This window comes from Saccharothrix texasensis, from assembly GCF_003752005.1.
Lineage (GTDB): Bacteria > Actinomycetota > Actinomycetes > Mycobacteriales > Pseudonocardiaceae > Actinosynnema > Actinosynnema texasense.
Genome location: NZ_RJKM01000001.1, coordinates 5672088 through 5695090, shown reverse-complemented (window position 1 = coordinate 5695090; position 23003 = coordinate 5672088). Strand labels below are relative to the sequence as shown.

The window sequence follows — 23003 nt, the reverse complement described above, 5'->3', positions numbered from 1 at the left end:
GAAGGTGGCGGGGGTCACCGCGGGTGCGGGCGATTCGCCGGTGTGGCGCCCACCACTACCGGCGCTGGGCGACAATGGACGGCGATGTCCACCGCCCTGCACGCCACCAAGCCCCTGACGATCGGCCGCCACCCGGTCGATCCCGCCGTCGTGCTCGCGCCCATGGCGGGCATCACCAACGTGGCCTTCCGGCAGCTCTGCCGCGAGTTCGGCAGCCCCACGTCGCTCTACGTCTGCGAGATGATCACCGCCCGGGCGATCGTCGAGCGCGACGCCAAGACGATGCAGATGATCACGTTCGGCGCGGACGAGAGCCCCCGCTCGATGCAGCTCTACGGCGTCGACCCGAAGTCGATGTCCGAAGCGGCGAAGATCATCGTGGCCGAGGACCGGGCCGACCACATCGACATGAACTTCGGCTGCCCGGTGCCCAAGGTGACGCGCAAGGGCGGCGGCGCGGCACTGCCGTACAAGCGGCAGCTGTTCCGGCAGATCGTGCGGGCCGCGGTGCGCGCCGCCGAGCCCGCCGGCGTGCCGGTGACGGTCAAGTTCCGCATCGGCATCGACGACGAGCACCTCACCTACCTCGACGCGGGTCGCATCGCCGAGGACGAGGGCGCGCAGGCCGTCGCCCTGCACGCGCGCACCGCGGCCCAGCGCTACTCCGGCCAGGCCGACTGGTCCGCCATCGCCCGGTTGAAGGAGGCCGTGACGAGCATCCCGGTGCTCGGCAACGGCGACATCTTCAGCGCCCAGGACGCCTTGGACATGGTCGCCCGGACCGGCTGCGACGGCGTCGTCGTCGGCCGCGGCTGCCTCGGCCGGCCTTGGCTGTTCGGCGAGCTGCAGGCGGCGTTCCGGGGCGAGCCCGTCCCGCCGGGACCGCGCCTCGGCCAGGTCGCGGCGATCCTGCGGCGGCACGGCGTGCTGCTCGCGGACTTCCTCGGCGAGGACAAGGGCCTGCGCGACCTGCGCAAGCACATGGCCTGGTACCTGAAGGGCTTCCCGGTCGGCGCGGAGCTGCGCCGCAACCTCGCGATGGTCTCCACCCTCGCCGAGCTGGACGACCTGGTCGGCCGGCTCGACCCGACGCTGGAGTTCCCGGACAACGCCGACGAGCCGCGCGGCAGGCAGGGCTCGCCCGGCAAGGTCGTGCTGCCCGAGGGCTGGCTGGACGACCCGGAGGACGCCACCGTGCCCGTGGGCGCCGACGAACTGCACTCGGGTGGCTGACGTGGCGCGCGCCGCGACGGCGCTGGCGTGTGCCCTGCTGCTGGCCGGCTGCGGTTCGACGGTCACCGGCGTCGCCCGGCCGCTCCAGGTCACCGACGTGGAGCGGGAGCTCGTCTCCGGCTACTTCGCCGACCTGAACGAGGCCGGCGGGCAGGGCACGTCCGAGCAGCGCGACCTGCTCAAGGACACCCAGCACCCGGACTTCCGCGACGAGGACTGCCGGCTGCCCTCGGGGACCATCAGGGTGCAGCCGACCATGTCGACGCTGCGCCTGGACCCCGCGTGGACGCCACCAGGCGAGGACGAGCACCCGCGCGGCGTGGTGCTGGTCGTCGCGGTCACGTTGACCGTCGTGCAGGAGGGCTCCGAGATCGGCAGCCAGATCGGCTCTCAGCACGTCGTGCTGCTCAACGGCAAGGCCTACGGCTTCGCCCCGTGTGTCAATTGAGGTCACACCGAGCCGACTGACCACGCTCCGTCAACTTTTCGGCAGTTCGATCACCGAATGCCACTGGTTCGGAGCAGTGCACAGTCAACCAGTCGAGGGAAATCCCTCTATGACGCGTCCCGCCGGCTCAAGCGTCGCCTCGTATCAGACGACACCTTGGCAAGGAGGGAGGTGAGCGCGATGACCGCACTGCGACCCGAAGTCGCGGAGTCCGACCGCGACGGGCGGCCCGGCGCAGGCACGCCCGCTTCCGAGAGCGAGGGCACCGGCCTGGTGCAGCTGCACGAGTCGATCGCCGCGCTGCTCGCTTCCCGGGGCCAGTGGCGGCAGGCCTACCAGCACCTGCGCTCCGCGTTCGACCTGGTCTACGCCGACCAGGACGACCCGCCGCAGGTGCCCGAGCAGCTGCGGCGGGAGGTCGACCGGCTGCGCCGCGAGCACGCCGAGGCGCGCGAGCAGAGCCTGCGCGACAGCCTCACCGACAGCTACAACCGCAGGTACCTGGACGAGCGACTGCTCGACATCGTCGCCGAGCGCGGCTCCACCGCGGCGGGCCTCGCCATCGCGCTGATCGACCTGGACTGGTTCAAGCAGGTGAATGACACGTTCGGGCACCTCTTGGGCGACCGGGTGTTGCAGCGAGTGGTCGAGCTGTTGCAGGAGGAGCTGCCGGAGGGCGGGTTCTGCGCCCGCTACGGCGGCGAGGAGTTCGTCCTCGTGCTGCCCGACGTCGAGCCCGGGCCGGCGGTGGAGATCGCCGAGTCGGCCCGGTCGCGTGTCGAGCGTCACGCCTGGGCTTCCCTCGCGCCGGGTTTGCGAGTGACCGTCAGCATCGGGTTGGCCTATGAGCCGCCGCCCGCCGGCGGGCCGACCCGCGCGCCGGTCGCCCCGGAGCAGCAACTCCTGCGCGCCGACAGCCTGCTGTACACCGCCAAGCAGTCAGGACGGAACGCCGTCGCCTACCGGGCGAACGGCCGCGTCCTCCTCGCGGGTGCCGCTTCCGGGCGACGAGGTATAGCTGAATCGCGGGTCGCCGGTTACTGACACCTGACGTCCACTCACCCTTTCGGACGTAGTCTGCTGCGCGCAACCGAGTACTGCCGACCCCTGTATCACCGGGAGTGGTCGTCAGGACTGGCCGTCATCCGTAGTATCGCCAAGGCAAGTGACACGCCGTTGGTGCAACCAATGTGTCCTTGCCGTCGTCAACTCGTGATGACGACCGACTAATGACCGAAGCTGAAGGGAGACCGGGTGCCCGACGAGCCCCGCCGTGGCGGCCCCGGACCCGGAGGTGACCAGGCCCCCCAGGAAGACCAGCCGACCGGCCGTCGCCGCAGGTCGCTGGACGATGGCGGGCTGAGCGTGTCCGACCTGCTGGAACAGCACAGCCGCACGAACATCCCACGCCCGGTCCCGCCCGGTCCGTCGGACACCGGCAGGCGCGCCGCGCCCGAGCCGGAGCCGCCCCGCAGACCCGCGCCGCCCCCGAACGGCAGGCACGCCCCGGAGGGCACCGGCCGCCGCGCCGCGCCGGAACCGCCGCCGCGCAGGCAGGCCCCGCCGCCGGACTACGCGCCACCGGCGCCCGAGGACACCGGGACCCGGCCCAGGCCGACGAACGGCGCGCCGCCCGCACCCGGACGCCGCCCGACCGCGCCGCCCCCGAACGACTTCTTCGCCACGAACGACGGCACCGGCACCCGGACGCCGCGCCCCGCGCCGGAGGACACCGGCGCGCGCCGCCGTCCCGAGGAGCCCGGTCCGGCACGCCCCGGCCGTCCCGTGCCGCCGCCGGCGACCGGACCCGCGAACGGCTACGCCGGTCGACCCGACGACGCGGTCCCGGGACGTCCGGTCGCGCCGCGCCCGGTCCCCCCCGGCGAGCCGGGCACGCGCTTCCCCGCCAACGGCCGCCCCCAGGACCCGGCCGGGCCTCGACGCGCCGAGAGCACCGGCCAACGCCCGCGCCCCGACCTCCCCGGCGCCGCGCCGGGTCGACGGCTCCCCGACGGCAGCGGACCGCGGCAGCGCCCGGAAGGGCTCGCGCCCGACACGCCCAGGCGACTGGCGGACGGCGGCGGTCCCCGTCCCGAGGACCTGGCCCCCGACACACCCCGCCGCCTCGCCGACGGCAGCGGACCCCGGCCGCGACCGGAAGACCTCGCGCCGGGCGCGCCGCGGCGTCCGGCGGACGGCAACGCGCCGCGCCAACACCCCGAGCGCCAACACCCCGAGGGCCTCGCACCCGACACGCCTCGCCGCCCGGCGGACGGCAGCGGACCGCGCCCGCGCCCCGAAGACCTGCGCCGACGCCCCGACGAAGCAGGACCGCCCGGACGCCGCGCCGTCGTCGAGGGCGCACCGGCCGAGGGCATCGGCAGGCGGCTCGCGGACGGGCCGCGCCCCGGCGAGAACACCGGCCAACGCCCCCGCCCCACCCCGCCGCCGGCCGACGGGCCCCGTCGCCTCGCCGACGGCAGCGGCCCGCACGACCTGACCGGCGGCCCGCGCACCGGCCGCCGACCCGACCCGGCCGTCGACCCGCGCCGCCCGGCGCCCGTCCCGCCCGGCCTGCCCGGCTCGCCCGGCTTGCCCGTCGAGGACCCGACCGGCCGCCGGCCCGAGGGCAGCGGACCCCGCCGCCTCGCCGACGGACCCCCGGTCGTGCCGGTCGACGGCGGCGCACCGCGCCGGCTCGCGGACGGGCCACCGGACGGCAGCGGACCGCGCCCGGCCGGCGACGCGCCCGGCCGGAGGTTCGCCGACGACGACACCTCCACGCCCGACCCGGCGCCGCCCGTCATCGCCGCCCGCCTCGACGCGGGCCCCGAACCGCGCGAGGCCATCGACCCGGCCAGCCTCACCACGGAGATGGAGGCCATCAGCGACGACGTCAAGAAGCGTCGCGAGGTCGACCACACGCTGGCCCGCTTCTCCGCCGTGCACGACGAGCTGGCCGAGCAGGAGCGCCTGCGCAAGGAACGCCGCCAGAAGCTCATGCCGTGGAAGGCCGAGCACGACGAGGACGCCACCGAGTACGCCTCGCCGGTCGACGACCCCGACGACGACGGCCCGCGCCGCCGCGGCCGCACGGCCAAGCACAGCAAGATCGTGGGCACGGTCAAGGTCGTCGCGCTGGCCGCCGCCGTGCTGGTGTTCGTGTCCACCGGCCTCGGCTGGGGCGCGATGCTCTACATCGACAGCCAGATCACCGAGATCGAGGCGCTGAACACGAACTCCGCCGCGGTGCACGAGGCGGAGAAGCAGCTCGGTGACGAGAACTTCCTCATCGTCGGCTCGGACACCCGGGCGGGCGCGCGGCCGGAGGACGGCGTCGGCGACGCGAACTCCGAGATCGGCGCGCGCTCGGACGTGCTGATGCTCGCGCACATCCCGGCCGACCGTAAGCGCATGGTCATCGTCTCCGTGCCGCGCGACCTGCTGATCACCCGTCCGCAGTGCGAGGAGTGGGACCCCACCACCGGCCAGTACACCGGCACCCAGCTCGACTCCGCCGACGACGTGAAGGCCAACGAGCCGTACGCGGTCGGCGGGCCGAAGTGCGTCAGCAAGTTCATGACCGAGCTGACCGGGCTGGAGATCAACCACTTCCTCAGCATCGACTTCAACGGCTTCAAGGGCATGGTCGACGCCATCGGCACCGTCCCGGTGTGCGTGTCGAAGCCGATGGACGACGAAGAGCTTGGCGTGATCTTCGACAAGGCCGGCCGGTACGAGATCGACGGCAACAAGGCGCTGGACTTCGTGCGGGCCCGCAAGGTCGAGGGCGAGTCCAAGACCGACTTCGACCGCGTCGGGCGGCAGCAGCAGTTCCTGTCCTCGTTGCTGCGCAAGGCGTTGTCGTCGGAGATCCTGCTGAACCCGGGCAAGCTCAACGGTTTCCTCAACGCGTTCGCCGCGTCGACCGTCGGCCAGAACATCGGCGTGAACGACATGCTGACGCTGGCGCAGTCGTTGCAGAGCCTGGAAGCGGGCCGGGTCACCTTCGTCACCATCCCGCACGAGACGGCCGAGGGCCCGACGCCGTCCACCGACGACAACCTGGAGCTGTTGAAGGAAGACGACGTCAAGGCGTTGTTCCAGGCCATCATCGACGGCACGCCGCTGCCCGAGGAGACGCCGGACAACGCGGCGGCCGACCCGAACCAGGCCCAGGGCCAGACCTCCGCCGCCGCGCCGCCGCCCGGACCCAAGCAGGGCAAGGTCGTCGACCACAAGGGCCTGAAGATCCAGGTGCGCAACGGCGACCCGGACAACGACGGCGCGTCCCGCCGCACCACCCTGGCGTTGCGGGAGCTCGGCTACGACGTCGTCCTCCCCGGTGACGCGCCGCCCGCCGAGAAGACCGTGATCCTGTACGGCGTCGGCGGGGAGGACGCGGCGGCGACCCTGCTGTCCTCGGTGCCGGGCGCGACGTTGCAGTTCCAGGCGAACATGGCCGGCTCCGTGCAGCTGCTCATCGGCCCCGGCTGGGACGAGGAAGTCCGGGCGCCGCAGGCCGCGGGCACCGATCCGGGCAAGGCGACGCCACCGGAGGACCTGACCGTGGTCAACGCGGGCAAGGACCCCTGCGCCTGAGCGGACTGGACGTTTCGGGTTCACCGCGGGTTCACCGGGGTGGGTCGCTACCGCGATGACCTGGCCGTAGGCTGACGCCCATGCGTGAGGCCTACCACGACCGGCTCGGACAACTCGCCGACCAGCTCGCCGACATGTGCGGCATGGCGGGCGACGCGATGGAGCGCGCGACCGCTTCCCTGCTCGGGGCGGACCTCGCCCTCGCCGAGCAGGTGATCGGTGACGACGCCAAGATCGACGACGTGCGCGCCGACATCGAGGAGCAGTCGTACGCGCTGCTGGCGTTGCAGGCGCCCGTCGCGACCGACCTGCGGATCGTGCTCGCGGTGATCCACGCGGCCGAGAGCGTGGAGCGGATGGGCGACCTGGCGCTGCACGTGGCCAAGGCGGCGCGGCGCAGGCACCCGAACCAGGTGGTGCCGGACACGGTGCGCCCGTACTTCGCCGAGATGGGCCGCATCGCGGTCGAGCTGGCGCGCGAGGCCACCGACATCATCCGCACGCAGGACGTGAAGCGGGCGCGGTCGTTGGAGGACGCCGACGACGCGATGGACGACCTGCACCGCCACCTGTTCACGGTGATCATGGACAAGGACTGGGCGCACGGCGTGCCGTCCGCGGTGGACACCACGCTGCTCGGCCGGTTCTACGAGCGCTTCGCCGACCACGCGGTGTCGGTGGCCAAGCGCACCGTCTTCGTGGTCACCGGCCGGATGCCCGGCTACCACGGCGACACCGGCGACGACGCCTGAGCGTCAGCCGAGCAGGTCGTCGCGTCAGCCGAGCAGGCCGTTCAGCTCCTGCGCGAGCTGGGCGGCGATGCGCGCGTTGTCGGCAGGGGCGTGGTTGAGCCACTTGCGGCCGTCCGGCCCCTGCCGCGTCTGCGACATGTAGCGGCCCTGGTCGTTGTCGAACCACGCGACCTGCGGCGCGCGCTGCTCCCGCCCGTGCCTGCCGCGCACCGTGACGCCGAACTGGCCGGCGCGCAGCCGGGGCCGCTCGAACACCGCTTCCAGCGCGCGGACCTGCGCGGACGCCGTCGAACGCGGCGCCATGGTCTGGGTGAACGTGGCGTTGCCGAAGTCGTCGTCCCGCTTGGGCGGCGGTGGCGCGGACGTCGGCATCGGCACCGTGACCGACTGGCCGGGGCCCGGCCGGGACGGTGGCACGAGGTCGACGACCGTGCGCAGCAACGCGGGCGCCCGCAGCAGGTCGACCTTGATCTGCCGGTCGTCCATCACCGCGAGCGCCGCGGTCTCACCGGCCGCGCCGCCGCGCGCCAGCAGCTGGCGCTCCACGTTGCGCGCGTCGAGCGAGGCGACCGCGTTGAGGCTGTAGTCGAAGCGCACCAGCAGGGTGAGCGCTTCCTGCACCTCGGGCGCGACCCGGCCGCGCTGGGCCAGGCCGCGCGACTCCAGGTCGCGGTAGACCGCGTTGCGGATGCCGCGCCGCTCGTCGACCGTCTGCCCGAGGTAGGGGAACTCGAACGGGTAGGGACGGCTGCCGAGCTTCAGGTCCTCCCAGAGCATGTCGGCCGCCGCGTGGGACAGGGCGAACGAGAACACGCTCACCCGCCGATGACCGGCGGAGCGACCATGGTGCCGTCACCGAAGACGTCCTCGGTCTCCACCAGGTAGGACGCGGCCTTGTGCTCCTTGTCCTCGTCACCCTGACCGCGCGCGCCACCGGCACCCGCGCCCATGCCCGCGCCCATGCCGCCGGCGCCACCGCGGCCCGCCGCGCCCGCGCCGCCGAGACCACCGCTGCCGCCGGGACCGAAACCGCCCGCGCCGGACCGGCCGGCCTCACCGAGCGTGCCCGCGCTGCCGCCGGGGCCGAAGCCGCCGAGGCCGCCCATGCCGCCGCGACCGGCCGCCGCCAAGCCGCCGGGACCGCCGCCGCCGGGGACGCGGCCCATACCGCCCCCGCCTCCGCCACCACCGCCGGGACCGCGGCTGCCGGGGCCGTTCGGCAGGCCGGTGCGCCCGCCGGGCGGGATCGTCGGCCGGCCGTTGGGCCCGGTGCCGGGCGGGTAGACGCCGGGCGGGTAAGGACCGCCGCCGGGGCCGGGGATGGTGTTGTTGCCACCGCCGCCGGGACCGGGGATCGTCGTGCCGCCACCGGTGGGACCGTTCCAGCCGGACTGGTTGGTGTTGCCACCACCGCTGCCGCCGCTCCCACTGCCGCCACTGCCGCTGCCGCCACCGCCGGGCACCCCGACGTCACCGAACCCGCTGCCGCTGCCCGTGCCCGTCCCGGTGCCGCTGGGGATGGTCTGCCGACCGTTGATCTCCCCCGTGCCGTTCTTCCCGGGATCGCCGCTGCCGCCGGAACCCTCCATCGGCGGGGGCGGCGAGAAGGCGGGCATCGTCGAGCCCGACTCCTGGAAGCTGGTGGACATGGTCGTCATGACCTCGGCCGCACGTTCGTGGGCCTGCTGCTTCTCCTCGAACTTCTGCTCGATCTGGTCGATCGTCTCGGCCCACTTGAACGGGTTGGGCTCGGCGAAGAACATCTTGTAGGCGTCGGCGGTGCTGAACTCGACCGGCTCGGGCATCGCGTGCTTCGCCGACTCGGCGGCCTCGCGCTGGTCGCGCAACTTCGTGCCGGTCAGCTGCGCGCCCTGGGACGCGTCGCCGGCCCAGGTCGTCACGCTGGTGAAGTAGCCGCGAGCCGACTCGGCCGCCTTGCCCTGCCACGCGTCCTTGCTCTGCTCGGTGGCCGTGGTCAGCCCGTCTTCGAGAACGGCGAGCGCGTTGCCGACATCGGTCCAGGCCCGACCCTGCGCGTCCGCGCTCGCGGGGTCCATGTCGTCGTTGACCATCGACTTGAGGGCCTTGTGGTCGTAGCCCATGTAGAACGAGCCGGTCGGCGACATCGGGGGCCGGTACTGCTCGACGGCCTGTGCCAGCCGCTGCTGCTCCGCCGAGAGCTGCTGGTTCAGGGCCATCTGTTGCTGCATGTTGTCGACCACGACGCTGATCGTCGGGACGATGCCGCCACGCTCCCGGGCGGCTTCGAGGTTCTGCTGGTACTGGCGGTCGAGCTCGTCCTGCCGGTCGCCGGAGTAATCGATCTCGTTGGCGTCACTGTTTCGGTTCGAGTTCGGCGGCGTCACGACGTCCTCCTTGGCTTACTTCGGCAGCTTGGGCTCGATGGCCTCTGCCACGGCGGTGGCTGCGGCACAAGCCTCGTCCAGCGAGGCGTTCGCGGACGCCACGACGTCGACCCGGTCGGAGCCGACCTCCATGGCGACCGCGCACGCGGTGTCGGAGGCGGCGCGGCGGACCAGCTTGGCCTTGCGGCCGTTCACCGTCGTATCGGTGGTCTGGGCGTTGGGGCCCTTGCCGGCATCGTCGATCGAGAGGTCGGGACTGCCCGCGACGGTGACGCCCACGGTGGGCGAGTACCGGGCGAAGCACCCGTCCGCGCCCTCGTCCTCGATGGCGGTCAGGTTGAACTGCGCGGCCAGCGCCTCCAACTCCGCGCACGGGTCGAAGTCCGCGATCGACGCGCCGGACGCCGAAGTAGTGGTCGGCGACGAGCCCTTCGTGGTCGTGGCGCCACCGGTGGTCGGCCCGGCCGTCGCGTCGCCCGGTTCTTTGGTGGAGCAGCCCGCGAGCGCGAGCGCCGCCACCGCGAGCACCAGAACCGGTCGGATCACCCTGGTCAACTCCACCCTCACCTCAGTAGCGCTTGTAGTCGGCGGCGTTGTCGGCGTCGACCCTGCTGTAGTTCTCGACCGCCTGCCGCATGGCCGTCTTGGCATCCTCGAGCGCGGTCTTGAGCTGGTTGATCGCCGGGATGATGCCCGTCGTGCCCGCCCCGCCGTTCGCGCTCTCCTGGTTGTAGGCGCTCATCTGCTGGGCGTCCGGGCTGGTGCCGAGCTTGGTGCGTTCGCCGAGGAGGTAGACCTTGGCGTCCACCTTCATCAACTCCTGCTGGGCGTCGTCAATGGCCTTGAGGTACGCCTGCGCGCCTTCTTGACTGATCGCGAAGGAACCCGACTGGGCAGCCTGCTTCAGCCCGTTCATACTCGCGGTCATGGCCTGCATCGACTGCGCGGACCACGCACCCTCCAGAGCCACCACACACCCCCTGCCCGATCGCCTCGATCCCAGCCGTCACGGTACCGGTGAACGGTTGGCCGTGTCTCGGCTTTGACGGCCCGGGTGGTTGTCCGGTTCCGCTGTCACCCTAATGAGCAAGAGCCCTCCCACCAGCGGTGGGAGGGCTCTCGGGGGCGGGTGGTGATCAGCCGAAGCGGCCGGAGATGTAGTCCTCCGTGGCCTTCTGGCTCGGGTTGGAGAAGATCTTCTCCGTGTCGTCCACCTCGATCAGCCGGCCCGGCTGGCCGACGCCCAGCAGGTTGAAGAACGCGGTCTGGTCGCTGACCCGCGCCGCCTGCTGCATGTTGTGGGTCACGATGACGATCGTGTACTCCTTCTTCAACTCCGTGATCAGGTCCTCGATCGCCAGGGTCGAGATGGGGTCCAGCGCCGAGCACGGCTCGTCCATCAGCAGCACGTCCGGCTGCACGGCGATGGCGCGGGCGATGCACAGCCGCTGCTGCTGACCGCCGGACAGGCCGCCGCCGGGCCGGTCGAGGCGGTCCTTGACCTCGTTCCACAGGTTCGCCCCGCGCAACGACCGCTCGGCCACCTCGTCGAGCTTCTTCTTGTTCCGCTCGCCCGCGAGCTTCAGGCCCGCGACCACGTTGTCCCGGATGGACATCGTCGGGAACGGGTTGGGGCGTTGGAACACCATGCCGATGGTCCGGCGCACCTGCACCGGGTCGACGGCGGAGGCGTAGATGTCCTCGCCGTCGAGCAGCACGGTGCCCTCCACCCGCGCCCCGGGCGCCACCTCGTGCATGCGGTTCAACGACCGCAGCACGGTGGACTTCCCGCAGCCGGAGGGGCCGATGAACGCCGTCACGTTCTTCGGCGGCACGGCGAGCGAGACACCGTCCACGGCGTGGAACTTGCCGTAGTACAGGTTCAGGTCTTTCACGTCGATGCGCTTGGCCATGACCGCCCGCTCACTTCGTCTTCGGAGCCAGCCACCGCGAGATCACGGTGGCAAGCAGGTTGAACAGCGTGATGATGATGACCAGGGTGATCGCCGCACCCCAGATCCGCTCGAAACCGGCCTGCGTCGGGTTGTTCCGCTCCGACGTCATGAGCAGCGGCAGCGACGCCATCGGCCCTTCGAACAGGTTATAGTTGATGTACGGCGCGTACGCGGCCAGCACGAGCACCGGCGCGGTCTCGCCCATGACGCGGGCCAGCGCCAGCATGATGCCGGTGATGATGCCGGACAGGGCGGTGGGGATGACGACCTTCACGATCGTCTTCCACTTGGGGATGCCGAGCGCGTAGGACGCCTCACGCAGCTCGTCCGGCACGATCTTCAGCATCTCCTCGGTGGTCCGCACGATCACCGGCACCATGAGCAGCACCAGCGCGAGCGACACCGCGAACCCGCTGCGGCCGAAGCCGAAGTAGGTGATCCACAGGGTGTAGACGAACAGCGCGGCCACGATGGACGGCACACCGGTGAGGATGTCGACCATGAACGTGGTGGCCTTGGACAGCTTGGACCGGCCGCCGTACTCCACCAGGTAGACGCCGACGAACAGGCCGAGCGGCACGGACAGCGCGCCGCACACCAGGCCTTGCACGAGCGTGCCGTAGATCGCGTGGTAGACGCCGCCGCCCTGCTGGCGGCCCAGCAGGCCGGACAGCGACTTCTGCCACCAGTCGCCGTCGAGGACGACCGGGAAGCCGCGTTCGACCACCACCCACAGCACCCAGATCAGCGGCACGATCGCGACGAGGAACGCCCCGTACACCAGGACGGTGGCGATGCCGTTCTTGAGCTTGCGCGCGCCGCTGACGCTCTGGAACGTCGGCGGTGTGGCGAGGCGGTTCAGGTCCGCCGTGTCGGTCGTCATTCGTACTCCTTGTGACCGGCGACGATGGACCGGGCGACGGCGTTGACGCCGAAGGTGAGGACGAACAGCACCAGGCCGGCGGCGATGTAGGCGCCCGCCGTGCGCGGGTCGTTGAACTCGGGCGCGGCCAGCGCGATCTTGGACGCGAACGTGGCGCCGCCGTCGAACAGGCTCCACGCGAACGCCGCGCCCGTGCCGCTGAGGATGATCGTCAGCGCGATGGTCTCGCCGAGGGCGCGGCCGAGGCCGAGCATGGAGGCGCTGACGTAGCCCGCCTTGCCGAACGGCAGCACGGTGGTGCGCACGACCTCCCACTTGGTGGCGCCGAGCGCGATGGCGCCTTCGACGTGGACGACCGGTGTGCGGTCGAACACCTCGCGGCTGACCGCGGTGATGATCGGCAGGATCATCACCGCCAGCACGATGCCGGCGGTGAAGATGGTGCCACCCAGCTCGATGCTGACGTTGCCCTCGGCGAACAGCGGGATCCAGCCGAGGGTCGAGATCAGCCACTCCCCGACCGGGGTGAGCACCGGGCCGAGCACGAGCAGGCCCCACAGGCCGAAGATGATCGACGGCACGGCGGCCAGCAGGTCGATGACGTAGGCGAACGGCCGGGCGAGCCGGCGCGGCGCGTACTGGGTGAGGAACAGGGCGATGCCCAGGGCGATCGGCATGGCGATGACCAGCGCGAACGCGGACGACACCACGGTGACCAGGAGCAGGTCGAGGATGCCGTAGCGCATGTCGTTGACGTCGCCGGTGGACCACTCGCGGCTGGTCAGGAAGTTGACCTTGTCCAGGGTGAGCGAGGGGATGGCCTGGAGCAGCAGGAAGACGCCGATCGCCGCGATCAGGACCACGATGAAGATGCCCGACCCCGTGGCCAGGCCTGCGAAGATCCGGTCACCCGGCCGGACGTGGGTCTTCTGGTCGGCTTCCGTGGTCGGGGGAATCGGAGCCTCCGAGTCGGGTCGAGCAGCCGGAACGCCCTCGCGGGCACCGGTCGTGCCGGTGCCCGCGGGGCGCGGGGCCACGATGCGGTCGTTCATCGCGTTGGCGTTCCCGGGAAGTCTGCCGGCCTGGTCAGGCGATGGCCTTGACGGCGGTCAGCAGCTTGTCCTGGAAGGCCTTCGGCAGCGGAGCGTAGCCCGCGTCCGCCAGGCCGTCCTGGCCAGTCGTCGCCGCCACGGTGAGGAACGCCTTGACCGCCTTCGCGGTGTCGGCGTCGTAGCCCTTGGAGCAGACGATCTCGTAGGTGGCGAGCAGCAGCGGGTAGGCGCCCGCGGTGGTGGAGCCGTAGATCGAGTCCAGGTCGAGGACCAGGTCGTTGCCGGCGCCCTTGATCTTGGCGCCGTCGATGGCCTTGCCGACCGTCTCGTTGGTCAGCTCGACGGGGCCGGCGCCGGTGTCGATCCTGGCCAGGGACAGCTTGTTGTCCTGCGCGAACGACAGCTCGACGTAGGTGATGGCGCCGTCGACCGAGCCGGCGGCCTGCGCGACGCCGGCGGACTTCTCCTTGGCCTCGCCGACACCGCCCTTGAACTGCTTGCCGTCACCCTGGGTCCACGCGCCCTTGGAGGCGGCGGTCAGGTACTTCTGGAAGTTGTCCGTGGTGCCCGACTCGTCCGAGCGGTAGACGACCTTGATGTCCTTGTCCGGCAGCGACGCGCCGGAGTTCAGCGCCGCGATGGCCGGGTCGTTCCACTTCTTGATGCCGCCGTTGAAGATCTTGGCGGTGACCTCGCCGTCGAGGACCAGGTCCTTGACGCCTTCGAGCTTGTAGCCCAGCGCGACCGGGCCGAAGACCAGCGGCAGGTTCCACGCCGGGTTGCCCTGGCAGCGCTCGGCCGCCGCGGCGACCTCGCCCTTGCTCTCCGACAGCGGCGAGTCCGAGCCGCCGAAGTCGACCTGGGCCGCGTTGAACTGCTTGACGCCCGCGCCGGAGCCGGAGGCGTTGTAGGCGAGGTCGGAGCCGGGGCACTTCGCCTGGTAGGCCTGGATGAACGTGGCGATCGCGTTCTGCTGCGCGGAAGAGCCCTCGGCGCTCAGCTTCGACTTGCCGCCGCACTCGACGGGGACCGACGAGTCGCCGGCCGCCGACGTCGAGCCCGCGCCCGGGGCGTTGTTGTCGCTGCCGCACGCGGTGAGCAGAAGCGCACCGGCCGCGATCAGGCCGAGTACGGCGCCGTGTCGCTTGGTCTTCACCTGAAGGTCCTCCAGCTACGGAAGCGGGTTTCGCGGCGAAGCTCCGCCGCTCGACACGGACGGTAGGTAGCGAGGGTGGACAGGTGCCCAGGAGAAGGTGAACGACGGGTGAACACCACACGGGAAGTGACCGAGTACACCGCCTTTTGGGTGTCCCGTGACCTGCACGTTTGCGTGGCGTGATGGGTTTGTCACTACCGGGCGTATTGGACGTCCGAGTCCCAGCGGGTGAATCCCAACCGGTCGTACACGGCCAGTGCCGCTGCGTTGTCGGACTCGACGTACAGCATCACCTCGGCGAGCCCGGCGGCGCGCAGGTGGGCGAGGCCCGCGAGGGTGATCGCCTTGCCGAGGCCGCCGCCCTGCGCGTCCGGGTCGACGCCGACCACGTACACCTCGCCGAGCTCGGCGGTGTGCGCCTTGGTCCAGTGGAAGCCGAGCAGCCGCCCGTCGTCGTCGACCGCGAGGAGGAACCCGGCCGGGTCGAACCACGGCTGCTCTTCCTTCTCCCGCACGTCCTCGATGCTCATCGCGCCCTGCTCGGGGTGCCACGCGAACGCGCGGTGGTTGACGTAGACCACGGCGGCCTCGTCCCGGCCCGGCACGAACGAGCGCAGCGTCACGCCGGCCGGCAGCACGGGCTCGGGCAGCTCGACGTCCAGCGGGCGGCGCAGGCGCAGCAGCTCGCGGACCTTGCGGTAGCCGAGCTTCGCGGCGAGCGCCTCGGCGCCGGGGTGGCCGCCGTGCGACCAGATCCGCACGGGCTTGGCGCGGTCGGCCACGGCCTCGACGAGCGCGGCGCCGTGCCCGCGTCGGCGGTGCTCGGGGTGCACGGCCAGCTCGGCGACCTCGTTGCCGTCGGAGTCGCCGAAGACGTCCAGGTGCAGGTAGCCGACCAGTTCGCCATCGGCGCGGGCCAGCAGGTGGCGGCTGCCCCGCGCCTCGGGGCGCAGGCGCAGGATCACGGCTTCGCCGACGGGGGCGACGCCGTCGGCGGCTTCGGCTGCCCCGAGCAGGCGGAGGACTTCGTCGGCCTGCTCGGGGGACAGCTCCTCAACCCAGGTCAATTCCACGTGACGAACCTAGTGGAGTTGTGCTCCGCGAGGTCGCGTCGGCCTCGACGTCCGCGAAGCGGCGGCGAAGCGGCGACGATCAAGCGCGGTAGATCAGCTCGGCTTCGTCGATGGTCGGTTCGTGGGCGTCGATCGCGTGGTCCACGCGCCGGGCGCTGCCCGGGCGCGGCGGGCGGACGAACTTGTAGCCCACGTTGCGCACGGTGCCGATGAGGGACTCGTGCTCGGGGCCGAGCTTGGCGCGCAGGCGCCGGACGTGCACGTCCACCGTCCGCGTGCCGCCGAAGAAGTCGTAGCCCCAGACCTCCTGCAGCAGCTGCGCGCGGGTGAACACGCGGCCCGCGTGCTGCGCCAGGTACTTGAGGAGCTCGAACTCCTTGTAGGTCAGGTCGAGCGGGCGGCCGCGCAGGCGGGCGGTGTAGGTCGCCTCGTCGATGACCAGCTCGCCGAGCTGGATCGACCCGTCGCCGCCGGGCTGGGTGGCGCCGCGCCGGGAGCGCACCAGGCGCAGCCGGGCGTCCACCTCGGCCGGGCCGGAGGTGGGGAGCAGGATCTCGTCCACGCTCCAGTCGGAGTTGACCGCGACCAGGCCGCCCTCGGTGACGACCGCCACCACGGGCACGTCGACGCCGCTGGAGTCGAGCAGCCGGCACAGGCTGCGCGCGGCCACCAGGTCGGTCCTGGCGTCGACCAGGACGATGTCGTGCGGACCGGCTTCCAGCAGCGCCGAGACCTCCGGGCGCAGCGGGCGCACCTCGTGCGGGAGGAGCGACAGCGCGGGGAGAACGGCCTCGGGGTCGGAGTCGGTGGTCAGCAGCAGCACATCGATACTCATCGTCGCGGCGCCCTCTCGTTCGGCCGGTGCGTGGTCACCGACCAAGCACAGGCGAAGTACGGTGACCGGGCCCCGTTGCCTGCGGATGACGGAGACGATACCGGTGCACACCACGAAAGACCCAGGTCAGCAGGTCAGAGTCACAGTTGTTTCCACAAGCGTCACGCCTGTTACATCCATGTCACATGACGCCGTCCGCCTGCACGGTGTGCATGTGAGATCAACACCGTCCGTGACGGATCTCGCGTTCGTGGTCGGTCACGGCTTCACCAACCACGTCCGCAAGCCGTTCGTGTCACGCGTGTTGCACCGGTTGGCGCGGCACGGCGGGGTGGTCGCGCTGGACTTCCGGGGCCACGGCCGCTCGGGCGGGCGGTCCACCGTGGGCGGTGACGAAATCCACGACCTGGCGGCCGGTGTCTCGCTCGCCCGCGAGCTCGGGTACCGGCGGGTGGCGACCGTCGGCTTCTCCATGGGCGCGTCCATCGCGCTGCGCCACGCGGGCCTGCACGACGACCGCCCGGACGCCGTGGCGGCGGTCAGCGCGCCCTCGCGCTGGTGGGTGCGCGACACGGTGGCGATGCGCCGCGTGCACTGGCTGCTCGAACAGCCGCACGGCAGGCTCGCCGCCCGCGCGCTCGGCGTGCGCCTCGGCCCGCCGTGGCGGACCACGCCGGAGAGCCCGCTGGAGGTGGTGCACCGCATCACCCCGACCCCGCTGCTCATCGTGCACGGTGAGCAGGACCACTACTTCGGCCCGGCGCACGCGGTCGCGCTGCACCGGGCCGCGGGCGGCGCCGCCGAGCTGTGGCTCGAGCCGGGGGTCCGGCACGCCGAGTCCTCGATGACGCCCGCTCTGGTAGACCGGATCGCGACCTGGCTGGACGAACACACCTCGCAGCACCACACGGACCGGACAGAGGGCAGGCGATGACCGCGACCGACACGAACCGGCGCCGTTCCACCCGCGGGCGCAAGCTGATCATCGCCGCGCTCGTCGTGGGCGCGCTGCTGGTCGCCGCCGACTTCGCGCTGGCCGCGGTCGGCGAGTACCAGGTCGCGCAGAAGATGCGGGAGAAGTTCGGGCTGAGCGAGGACCCGTCGGTCCGGATCAACGGCTTCCCGTTCATCACGCAGGCGGTCGGCGGCGACTACCGCGACATCGAGATCAGCGCCACCGGCGTGCCCGTGCGCGACCAGCTGCGGGACCTGGAGATCCGGGCGAACCTCAAGCACACCCGCATCGGCCTGTCGGACCTGCTGGCCGGCAACACCCGCGACGCGCGGATCGACCAGGTCAAGGGCAGCGTCAAGATCAAGGTCAACGACCTGAGCCGGCTGGTCAACCAGATCACGCCGTTCACCGACCTGGCGATCGACCCGGACAAGCGCACCAAGGTGACCGACGGGCAGCCGCCGGACCCGACGGTGGCGGCGGTGAAGCTGTCGGGCAAGACCAACGTCGCCGGGCGCGACATCCGCATCACCGCCTACGGCACGGTGTCGCTGATCAGCGGCCAGGTGGTGATCGCGGTGAACGACGTCGAGCTGGACGACCTGGCGCTGAACGGGCTGGACGCGGTGCTCGGCGTGGTGCGCGAGGCGTTGAGCGTGACCATCGACCCGGGCTCGCTGCCCTTCACGGTGACGCCGACCGCGGTCAAGGTGGAGAGCGGCGCGTTCACCGTGGAAGGCTCGATCAACGACATCCTCCTCGACCAGGGCGGTAACTAGGTGACCGGCGCGTGGGCGTTGCTCGGGGCGGTCGCGGTCGTCGCCGCGGTCGCCGCGGTCCTGCGCGTCCGCGACGGCCGCGTGCGGGCGGCGAAACCCCGCCGGGACCTGCCCGCGCCCGTGCGCGACCTGCTCGACCGGGACACGCCGGTGACGCTGGTGCAGCTCTCCACGACGTTCTGCGCGAACTGCCGGCAGACCCGCGCGGTGCTCGAAGACCTGGCCGCCCGCACCGCCGGACTGCGGCACGTCGAGCTCGACGTGACCGACCTGCCCGACGTGGCCGCCGACCTCAAGGTGCTGCGCGCACCCACCACGCTGGCGTTGGACGCCTCGGGCGCGGAACTCCTCCGGTTCGGCGGCGTGCCCAAGCCGGACCGCCTCGTTGCGGCTTTGCGCCCACACCTGCCTGACCCGATCGGGTGAACCTGGGCATTCCCACGCTGTGGACGCCCCTCCCGACAGCAGGGACGAGCGGCTAGGCTCGGACCCATGACCACGCTGCTGACCAAGCGACTCGCGGTGGACCTGTGCCGCGTGCGCAGCAGCCTGTGTCGCGCGGCGCGCTGACCGGGCGGTTCCCGGCGGCCCGCACACCCTTGACGGTGGTGCGCGCCTGCCCCTAACACCGCCTGAGACGGACTACCAGTCTTGTCCACCGTCAGGAGGTCGCCGTGCCGTTAACCGCCACCGCCACCAAGGACGCGCCGGTCGACCCGCGCGGTCCCCGGTTCAGCGCCTGGATCACCACCGCCGTCCTGGCGGTCGTCCTGCTGACCGGCTCGTGGCGGCTGCTCGCCGCCCAGACCGTGCTCTTCGCGATGTGCGCGTTCATCTCGCTCAAGCTCAACCCGTGGGGCCACGTCTACCGGTTCGCCGTGCAGCCGAGGATCAAGCCCACGACCGAGCGGGAGGAGGCCGCGCCGCTGAGGTTCGCGCAGGGCGTCGGGTTCGTCTTCGCGCTCATCGGCACGATCGGCTACACCACCGGACTCACCGCGCTCGGAGTCGTCGCCACGTCCGCCGCACTGGTCGCCGCGCTGCTCAACGCCGCGCTCGGCCTGTGCCTGGGCTGCGAGCTGTTCCTGCTCCTGCGCCGCCACGCACCCGCGCTCGCCCGACCCCAGTGACAGAAGTAGCAGTAAGCAACGAAGAAATTGGAGCAGCTCGATGAGCCGTGAAGACGTCCTGGTCTCGGCCGCTTGGTCCGAGGAGAACCTCAGCGCGCCCGGCGTGGTGTTCGTGGAGGTGGACGAGGACACCACCGCCTACGACGGCGGCCACATCCCGGGCGCGGTGAAGATCGACTGGAGGAACGAGCTCCAGGACCCGGTGCGGCGCGACTTCGTCGACCGCGCGGGCTTCGAGAAGCTGCTGTCGGCCAAGGGCATCTCCAACGACGACACGGTCGTCCTCTACGGCGGCAACAACAACTGGTTCGCCGCCTACGCCTACTGGTACTTCAAGCTCTACGGCCACGACGCGGTGAAGCTGCTCGACGGCGGCCGCAAGAAGTGGGAGCTCGACGGCCGCCCGCTGGACAAGGAGCAGGTCGAGCGCCCGGCGACCAGCTACACCGCCCAGGAGCAGGACCTGGCGATCCGCGCGTTCCGCGACGAGGTCGTCGACGCCATCGGCAACAAGAACCTGGTCGACGTGCGCTCGCCCGACGAGTTCTCCGGCAAGCTGCTCGCGCCCGCCCACCTGCCGCAGGAGCAGGCGCAGCGCGCCGGCCACATCCCGAGCGCGATCAACGTGCCGTGGAGCAAGGCGGCCAACGAGGACGGCACGTTCCGGTCCAACGAGGAACTGGCCGAGATCTACGGCGAGGCCGGCTTCGACGGCTCCCGCAAGACGATCGCCTACTGCCGCATCGGCGAGCGCTCGTCGCACACGTGGTTCGCGCTGCACGAGCTGCTCGGCCACGAGGACGTGAAGAACTACGACGGTTCCTGGACCGAGTACGGCTCGCTCGTCGGCGTGCCGGTCGAGCTCGGCAGCGGCAAGGAGGCCTGATCATGAGTCTGGACGGTTGCGGCGCGCCCGAGCAGGGCGTGGACATCCAGGTCGGCGCGAACGAGGTCGTGCTGTCCGGCAAGGTCAGGTCCGAGGGCGCCCCGGTCGGCGGCGCGTTCGTGCGCCTGCTGGACGCCTCGGGCGAGTTCACCGCCGAGGTCGTGTCCTCGGCCGAGGGCGACTTCCGGTTCTTCGCCGCGCCCGGCACGTGGACCATCCGCGCGCTGCACCGCTCGGGCAACGGGCAGGCGTCGGTCAGCGCGGAGGGGCCGGGCGTGCACCCGGTCGAGGTCGCGGTGGCCTGAGACCACACCCCGATACCCGGGGAGCGCACGGGCTGCCCCCGGCGCTACCCCTCGCCGACCCCGGTGGCGTTCGCCACCGGGGTCGGCGGCGTCCGGGGCCGGGTGCCTAAACTGGCCGGGTGGAACACTTCTTCACAGGACTGCTGGTCCTCGTGTCCCTGCTGGTCGTGTGGTTCGCCGGGTACGTGGTGTACCGCCTGTTCTCCGACCAGCGGTGAGCGACAACGGGCCCGTTCCGGGCAGTGGTGACGCGGCCGTGCAGGCCGCCGCTTCGCGCGCCTCGGTGACCGGGGCGCGCAACCTGCCGCAGTTCGACGACCTGCCGATCCCGGCGGACACGGCGAACCTGCGCTCCGGCCCCTCCCTGCACGACGCGTGCCTGGCGCTGCTGCCGCTGGTCGGCGTGTGGCGCGGCGAGGGCGAGGTCGTGTACCCGACGATCGACGGCCCGTTCCGGTACGGGCAGCAGATCACGTTCGCCCACGACGGCAGGCCGTTCCTGTACTACGAGGCCCGCGCGTGGCTGCTGGACGAGGACGGCGGCGTGATCCGCCAGGCGGCCCGGGAGACCGGTTTCTGGCGCCCGCAGCCGGACGACACGATCGAGGTGCTGATCACGCACAACACCGGGATCGTGGAGCTGTACTACGGCAAGCCGCGCAACCAGACGTCGTGGGAGATCACCACGGACGCGGTGGTGCGCACGGCGACCGCCAAGGAGGTCACCGGCGCGCAGCGGCTGTACGGCATCGTCAACAACGGCGACCTGGCGTACGTCGAGGAGCGGGCCATGGTCGGCCAACCGCTCCAGCCGCACACCTCGGCCCACCTGAAGCGCATCGTCGGCTGAGTCGGGTGGCGCCGCCTCCGGCGTCACCAACCCGGCCGCCGGAGTGGATTGTTCAACAATCCTCATCTAATCTGGTCCCATGCAGTTGCGGCGGTGCGGCGACGACGCGGTGCTCGTCGAGGTGGGTTCGCTCGGCGAGGTGGAGTCCGTGCGCGCCGCCGTCGCGGGGCTGCCGGACGTGGTCGAGCTGGTCCCGGCCGCCCGCACCGTCCTGGTCGTCACCCGGCCGGGCGGGCTGCGCGCCGTCCGCGAGGTCCTGACCACCGCCGACCTCGTCCACCACGCGGGGGCCGCGGGCGACGAGGTGGTCATCGGCGTCCACTACGACGGCCCCGACCTGGACCTGGTCGCCGAGACGGCGGGCCTGACCGCGGCCGAGGTGGTCGCGCTGCACACCGGCGCCGACTACCGGGTGGCCTTCTGCGGTTTCGCGCCCGGCTTCGCCTACCTGACCGGTCTGCCCGAGCCGCTGCGCCAACCACGCCTGGACTCGCCGCGCACGAAGGTCCCGGCGGGTTCGGTGGGCGTGGCGGGCGAGTTCACCGCCGCCTACCCCCGCGCCACCCCCGGCGGCTGGCGGCTCATCGGCCGGACCGACGCGCCCCTGTTCGACCCGCGCCGCCCCACCCCGGCCCTGCTCACCCCCGGCGACCGCGTCCGCTTCGAGGCCCTCCGATGACCACCCGCGACCGCGAGAGCCCTCCCGTCGAGCCGCGGGAGTCCCACCCCCGGGACGACCCCCGAGCCCGCCGCTCGCGCACCCTCACCGTGCTGCGCACCGGCCCGCAGGCCCTGGTCCAGGACCTGGGCCGGCCCGGCCACGCGTACCTGGGCGTCCCGCCCTCCGGCGCCCTGGACCGACCCTCGCTCGCGCTCGCCAACCGCCTGGTCGGCAACCCCGAGGACGCCGCCGGCCTCGAAGTGCTCCTCGGCGGCCTCTCGCTGCGCGCCAACGCCTCCTGCACGGTCGCCGTGACCGGCCCGGCCACGCCCGTCCTGGTCGACGGCGTGCCGCGCGACTCGCCGCTGCACCTCGCCCCCGGCGACACGCTCGCGCTCGGCGCGCCCAGCGGCGGCCTCCGGTGCTACGTCGCGGTGTCCGGCGGCGTCGCGGTCCCGGCCGACCTGGGCAGCCGCTCCACCGACCTGCTCTCCGGCCTCGGCCCCGCCCCGCTGCGGCCCGGCGACGAGCTGCCCCTCGGCGACCCGACCGGCGTGCCGGTGGGCGTGGACGTGCTGGTCGGCGTCCGGGTGCCGGACGAGCTGGTCGTGCCCGTGCTGCTCGGCCCGCGCGAGGACTGGTTCGACGACCCGGCGCGCCGGCTGCGGGACGGCCGCTGGACGGTGTCCGACCGCAGCAACCGCGTCGGGCTCCGCCTGACCGGCACCGCGCTGGACCGGGCCGCGTGCCGGGTCGGGCAGGAGCTGCCGAGCGAGGGCCTGGTCACCGGCGCGGTGCAGGTCCCGGCCGACGGGAAGCCCGTCGTGTTCCTCGCCGACCACCCGACGACCGGCGGTTACCCGGTGATCGGCGTGGTCGCCGCACGCGCCCTCCCGCTGCTCGGCCAGGCGCCGCCCGGCACGCGGCTGCGCTTCGCCCCGCAGGGCTGAACGGACGCAATTGGTCTAGACCCATTGTCAACGGCCGCCGCACGACCTACGTTCGGAGGAGTTCCGGGAAAGACCGGCACGACAGTGGGCCGCCGTGGTTCTCGACCATCCCTGTCTCGAGAGGCACACCCT

Annotated in this window: 25 protein-coding genes; 15 read left to right on the top strand and 10 right to left on the bottom strand. The window is 72.1% G+C overall.

Features of this window, described 5'->3' with window-relative positions; all coding sequences use genetic code 11:
* Positions 1-84: 84 nt before the first annotated feature.
* From dusB to phoU, 5 genes are all read left to right on the top strand, one after another.
* Positions 85-1233 carry a tRNA dihydrouridine synthase DusB gene (gene dusB / locus EDD40_RS24950; protein ID WP_123745096.1) on the top strand — a complete coding sequence of 383 codons (1149 nt, stop codon included), beginning with the start codon at positions 85-87 and terminating at the stop codon, positions 1231-1233.
* On the top strand, positions 1226-1681 hold the full coding sequence (locus tag EDD40_RS24945) for a hypothetical protein (protein ID WP_123745095.1): 456 nt from the start codon (positions 1226-1228) through the stop codon (positions 1679-1681). The genes dusB and EDD40_RS24945 overlap by 8 nt, the downstream gene beginning before the upstream one ends.
* Before the next feature lie 180 nt (positions 1682-1861).
* Positions 1862-2725 (top strand): GGDEF domain-containing protein, encoded by an 864-nt coding sequence (locus EDD40_RS24940; protein ID WP_123745094.1) that lies wholly within the window; start codon positions 1862-1864, stop codon positions 2723-2725.
* A gap of 210 nt (positions 2726-2935) precedes the next feature.
* A complete protein-coding gene (locus EDD40_RS24935) occupies positions 2936-6283 on the top strand; it encodes an LCP family protein (protein WP_148088906.1) in 3348 nt (1115 codons plus the stop codon).
* Positions 6284-6363: 80 nt separating this feature from the next.
* A complete protein-coding gene (phoU, locus tag EDD40_RS24930; RefSeq protein WP_123745092.1) occupies positions 6364-7035 on the top strand; it encodes a phosphate signaling complex protein PhoU in 672 nt (223 codons plus the stop codon).
* A 24-nt stretch (positions 7036-7059) separates the two neighbouring features.
* Here the strand turns inward: phoU and EDD40_RS24925 are convergent, their stop codons facing one another.
* From EDD40_RS24925 to EDD40_RS24875, 10 genes are all read right to left on the bottom strand, one after another.
* A complete protein-coding gene (locus tag EDD40_RS24925) occupies positions 7060-7854 on the bottom strand; it encodes an ESX secretion-associated protein EspG (RefSeq protein ID WP_123745091.1) in 795 nt (264 codons plus the stop codon).
* On the bottom strand, positions 7851-9401 hold the full coding sequence (locus EDD40_RS41895) for a PPE domain-containing protein (RefSeq protein WP_170185190.1): 1551 nt from the start codon (positions 9399-9401) through the stop codon (positions 7851-7853). Before EDD40_RS41895 ends, EDD40_RS24925 begins: the two co-directional genes overlap by 4 nt.
* 15 nt (positions 9402-9416) lie before the next feature.
* Positions 9417-9947 carry a DUF3558 family protein gene (locus tag EDD40_RS24910; RefSeq protein WP_170185189.1) on the bottom strand — a complete coding sequence of 177 codons (531 nt, stop codon included), beginning with the start codon at positions 9945-9947 and terminating at the stop codon, positions 9417-9419.
* A 22-nt stretch (positions 9948-9969) separates the two neighbouring features.
* Positions 9970-10371, bottom strand: coding sequence for a hypothetical protein (locus EDD40_RS24905; protein ID WP_123745089.1), 402 nt, complete (start codon positions 10369-10371; stop codon positions 9970-9972).
* Positions 10372-10537: 166 nt separating this feature from the next.
* A complete protein-coding gene (gene pstB, locus EDD40_RS24900) occupies positions 10538-11314 on the bottom strand; it encodes a phosphate ABC transporter ATP-binding protein PstB (protein ID WP_123745088.1) in 777 nt (258 codons plus the stop codon).
* A gap of 10 nt (positions 11315-11324) precedes the next feature.
* Complete coding sequence (gene pstA / locus EDD40_RS24895; protein WP_123745087.1) at positions 11325-12239, bottom strand: phosphate ABC transporter permease PstA; 915 nt, start codon at positions 12237-12239, stop codon at positions 11325-11327.
* Entirely contained in the window at positions 12236-13291 is a 1056-nt protein-coding gene (gene pstC / locus EDD40_RS24890; protein ID WP_123745086.1) for a phosphate ABC transporter permease subunit PstC, read from the bottom strand. The genes pstA and pstC overlap by 4 nt, the downstream gene beginning before the upstream one ends.
* A gap of 34 nt (positions 13292-13325) precedes the next feature.
* On the bottom strand, positions 13326-14447 hold the full coding sequence (gene pstS / locus EDD40_RS24885) for a phosphate ABC transporter substrate-binding protein PstS (protein WP_123745085.1): 1122 nt from the start codon (positions 14445-14447) through the stop codon (positions 13326-13328).
* A 194-nt stretch (positions 14448-14641) separates the two neighbouring features.
* Entirely contained in the window at positions 14642-15520 is an 879-nt protein-coding gene (gene mshD, locus EDD40_RS24880) for a mycothiol synthase (RefSeq protein WP_123745084.1), read from the bottom strand.
* 79 nt (positions 15521-15599) lie between these two features.
* Positions 15600-16355: a response regulator transcription factor gene (locus EDD40_RS24875; RefSeq protein WP_123745083.1), complete on the bottom strand. Its 756-nt coding sequence runs from the start codon at positions 16353-16355 to the stop codon at positions 15600-15602.
* Positions 16356-16587: 232 nt separating this feature from the next.
* On the opposite strand from EDD40_RS24875, the gene EDD40_RS24870 reads away from it, so the two are divergent.
* From EDD40_RS24870 to EDD40_RS24830, 10 genes are all read left to right on the top strand, one after another.
* On the top strand, positions 16588-17289 hold the full coding sequence (locus tag EDD40_RS24870) for an alpha/beta hydrolase family protein (RefSeq protein WP_328809381.1): 702 nt from the start codon (positions 16588-16590) through the stop codon (positions 17287-17289).
* Entirely contained in the window at positions 17286-18089 is an 804-nt protein-coding gene (locus EDD40_RS24865) for an LmeA family phospholipid-binding protein (protein ID WP_123745081.1), read from the top strand. The genes EDD40_RS24870 and EDD40_RS24865 overlap by 4 nt, the downstream gene beginning before the upstream one ends.
* On the top strand, positions 18090-18515 hold the full coding sequence (locus EDD40_RS24860; RefSeq protein ID WP_123745080.1) for a thioredoxin family protein: 426 nt from the start codon (positions 18090-18092) through the stop codon (positions 18513-18515). It begins immediately after the preceding gene.
* Positions 18516-18581: 66 nt separating this feature from the next.
* A complete protein-coding gene (locus EDD40_RS44840; RefSeq protein WP_360462167.1) occupies positions 18582-18659 on the top strand; it encodes a putative leader peptide in 78 nt (25 codons plus the stop codon).
* Positions 18660-18763: 104 nt separating this feature from the next.
* Positions 18764-19219 carry a DUF4395 domain-containing protein gene (locus EDD40_RS24855; protein ID WP_123745079.1) on the top strand — a complete coding sequence of 152 codons (456 nt, stop codon included), beginning with the start codon at positions 18764-18766 and terminating at the stop codon, positions 19217-19219.
* A gap of 40 nt (positions 19220-19259) precedes the next feature.
* Positions 19260-20105 carry a sulfurtransferase gene (locus EDD40_RS24850; protein ID WP_123745078.1) on the top strand — a complete coding sequence of 282 codons (846 nt, stop codon included), beginning with the start codon at positions 19260-19262 and terminating at the stop codon, positions 20103-20105.
* A gap of 2 nt (positions 20106-20107) precedes the next feature.
* Entirely contained in the window at positions 20108-20410 is a 303-nt protein-coding gene (locus EDD40_RS24845) for a DUF1416 domain-containing protein (protein ID WP_123745077.1), read from the top strand.
* 214 nt (positions 20411-20624) lie between these two features.
* The gene (locus EDD40_RS24840; protein ID WP_123745076.1) at positions 20625-21260 is read left to right on the top strand and encodes a heme-binding beta-barrel domain-containing protein; all 636 of its coding nucleotides are present in this window, start codon (positions 20625-20627) and stop codon (positions 21258-21260) included.
* Positions 21261-21339: 79 nt separating this feature from the next.
* On the top strand, positions 21340-21939 hold the full coding sequence (locus tag EDD40_RS24835; RefSeq protein WP_123745075.1) for a 5-oxoprolinase subunit B family protein: 600 nt from the start codon (positions 21340-21342) through the stop codon (positions 21937-21939).
* 89 nt (positions 21940-22028) lie between these two features.
* Complete coding sequence (locus EDD40_RS24830; RefSeq protein WP_246038355.1) at positions 22029-22871, top strand: 5-oxoprolinase subunit C family protein; 843 nt, start codon at positions 22029-22031, stop codon at positions 22869-22871.
* Positions 22872-23003: the final 132 nt, after the last annotated feature.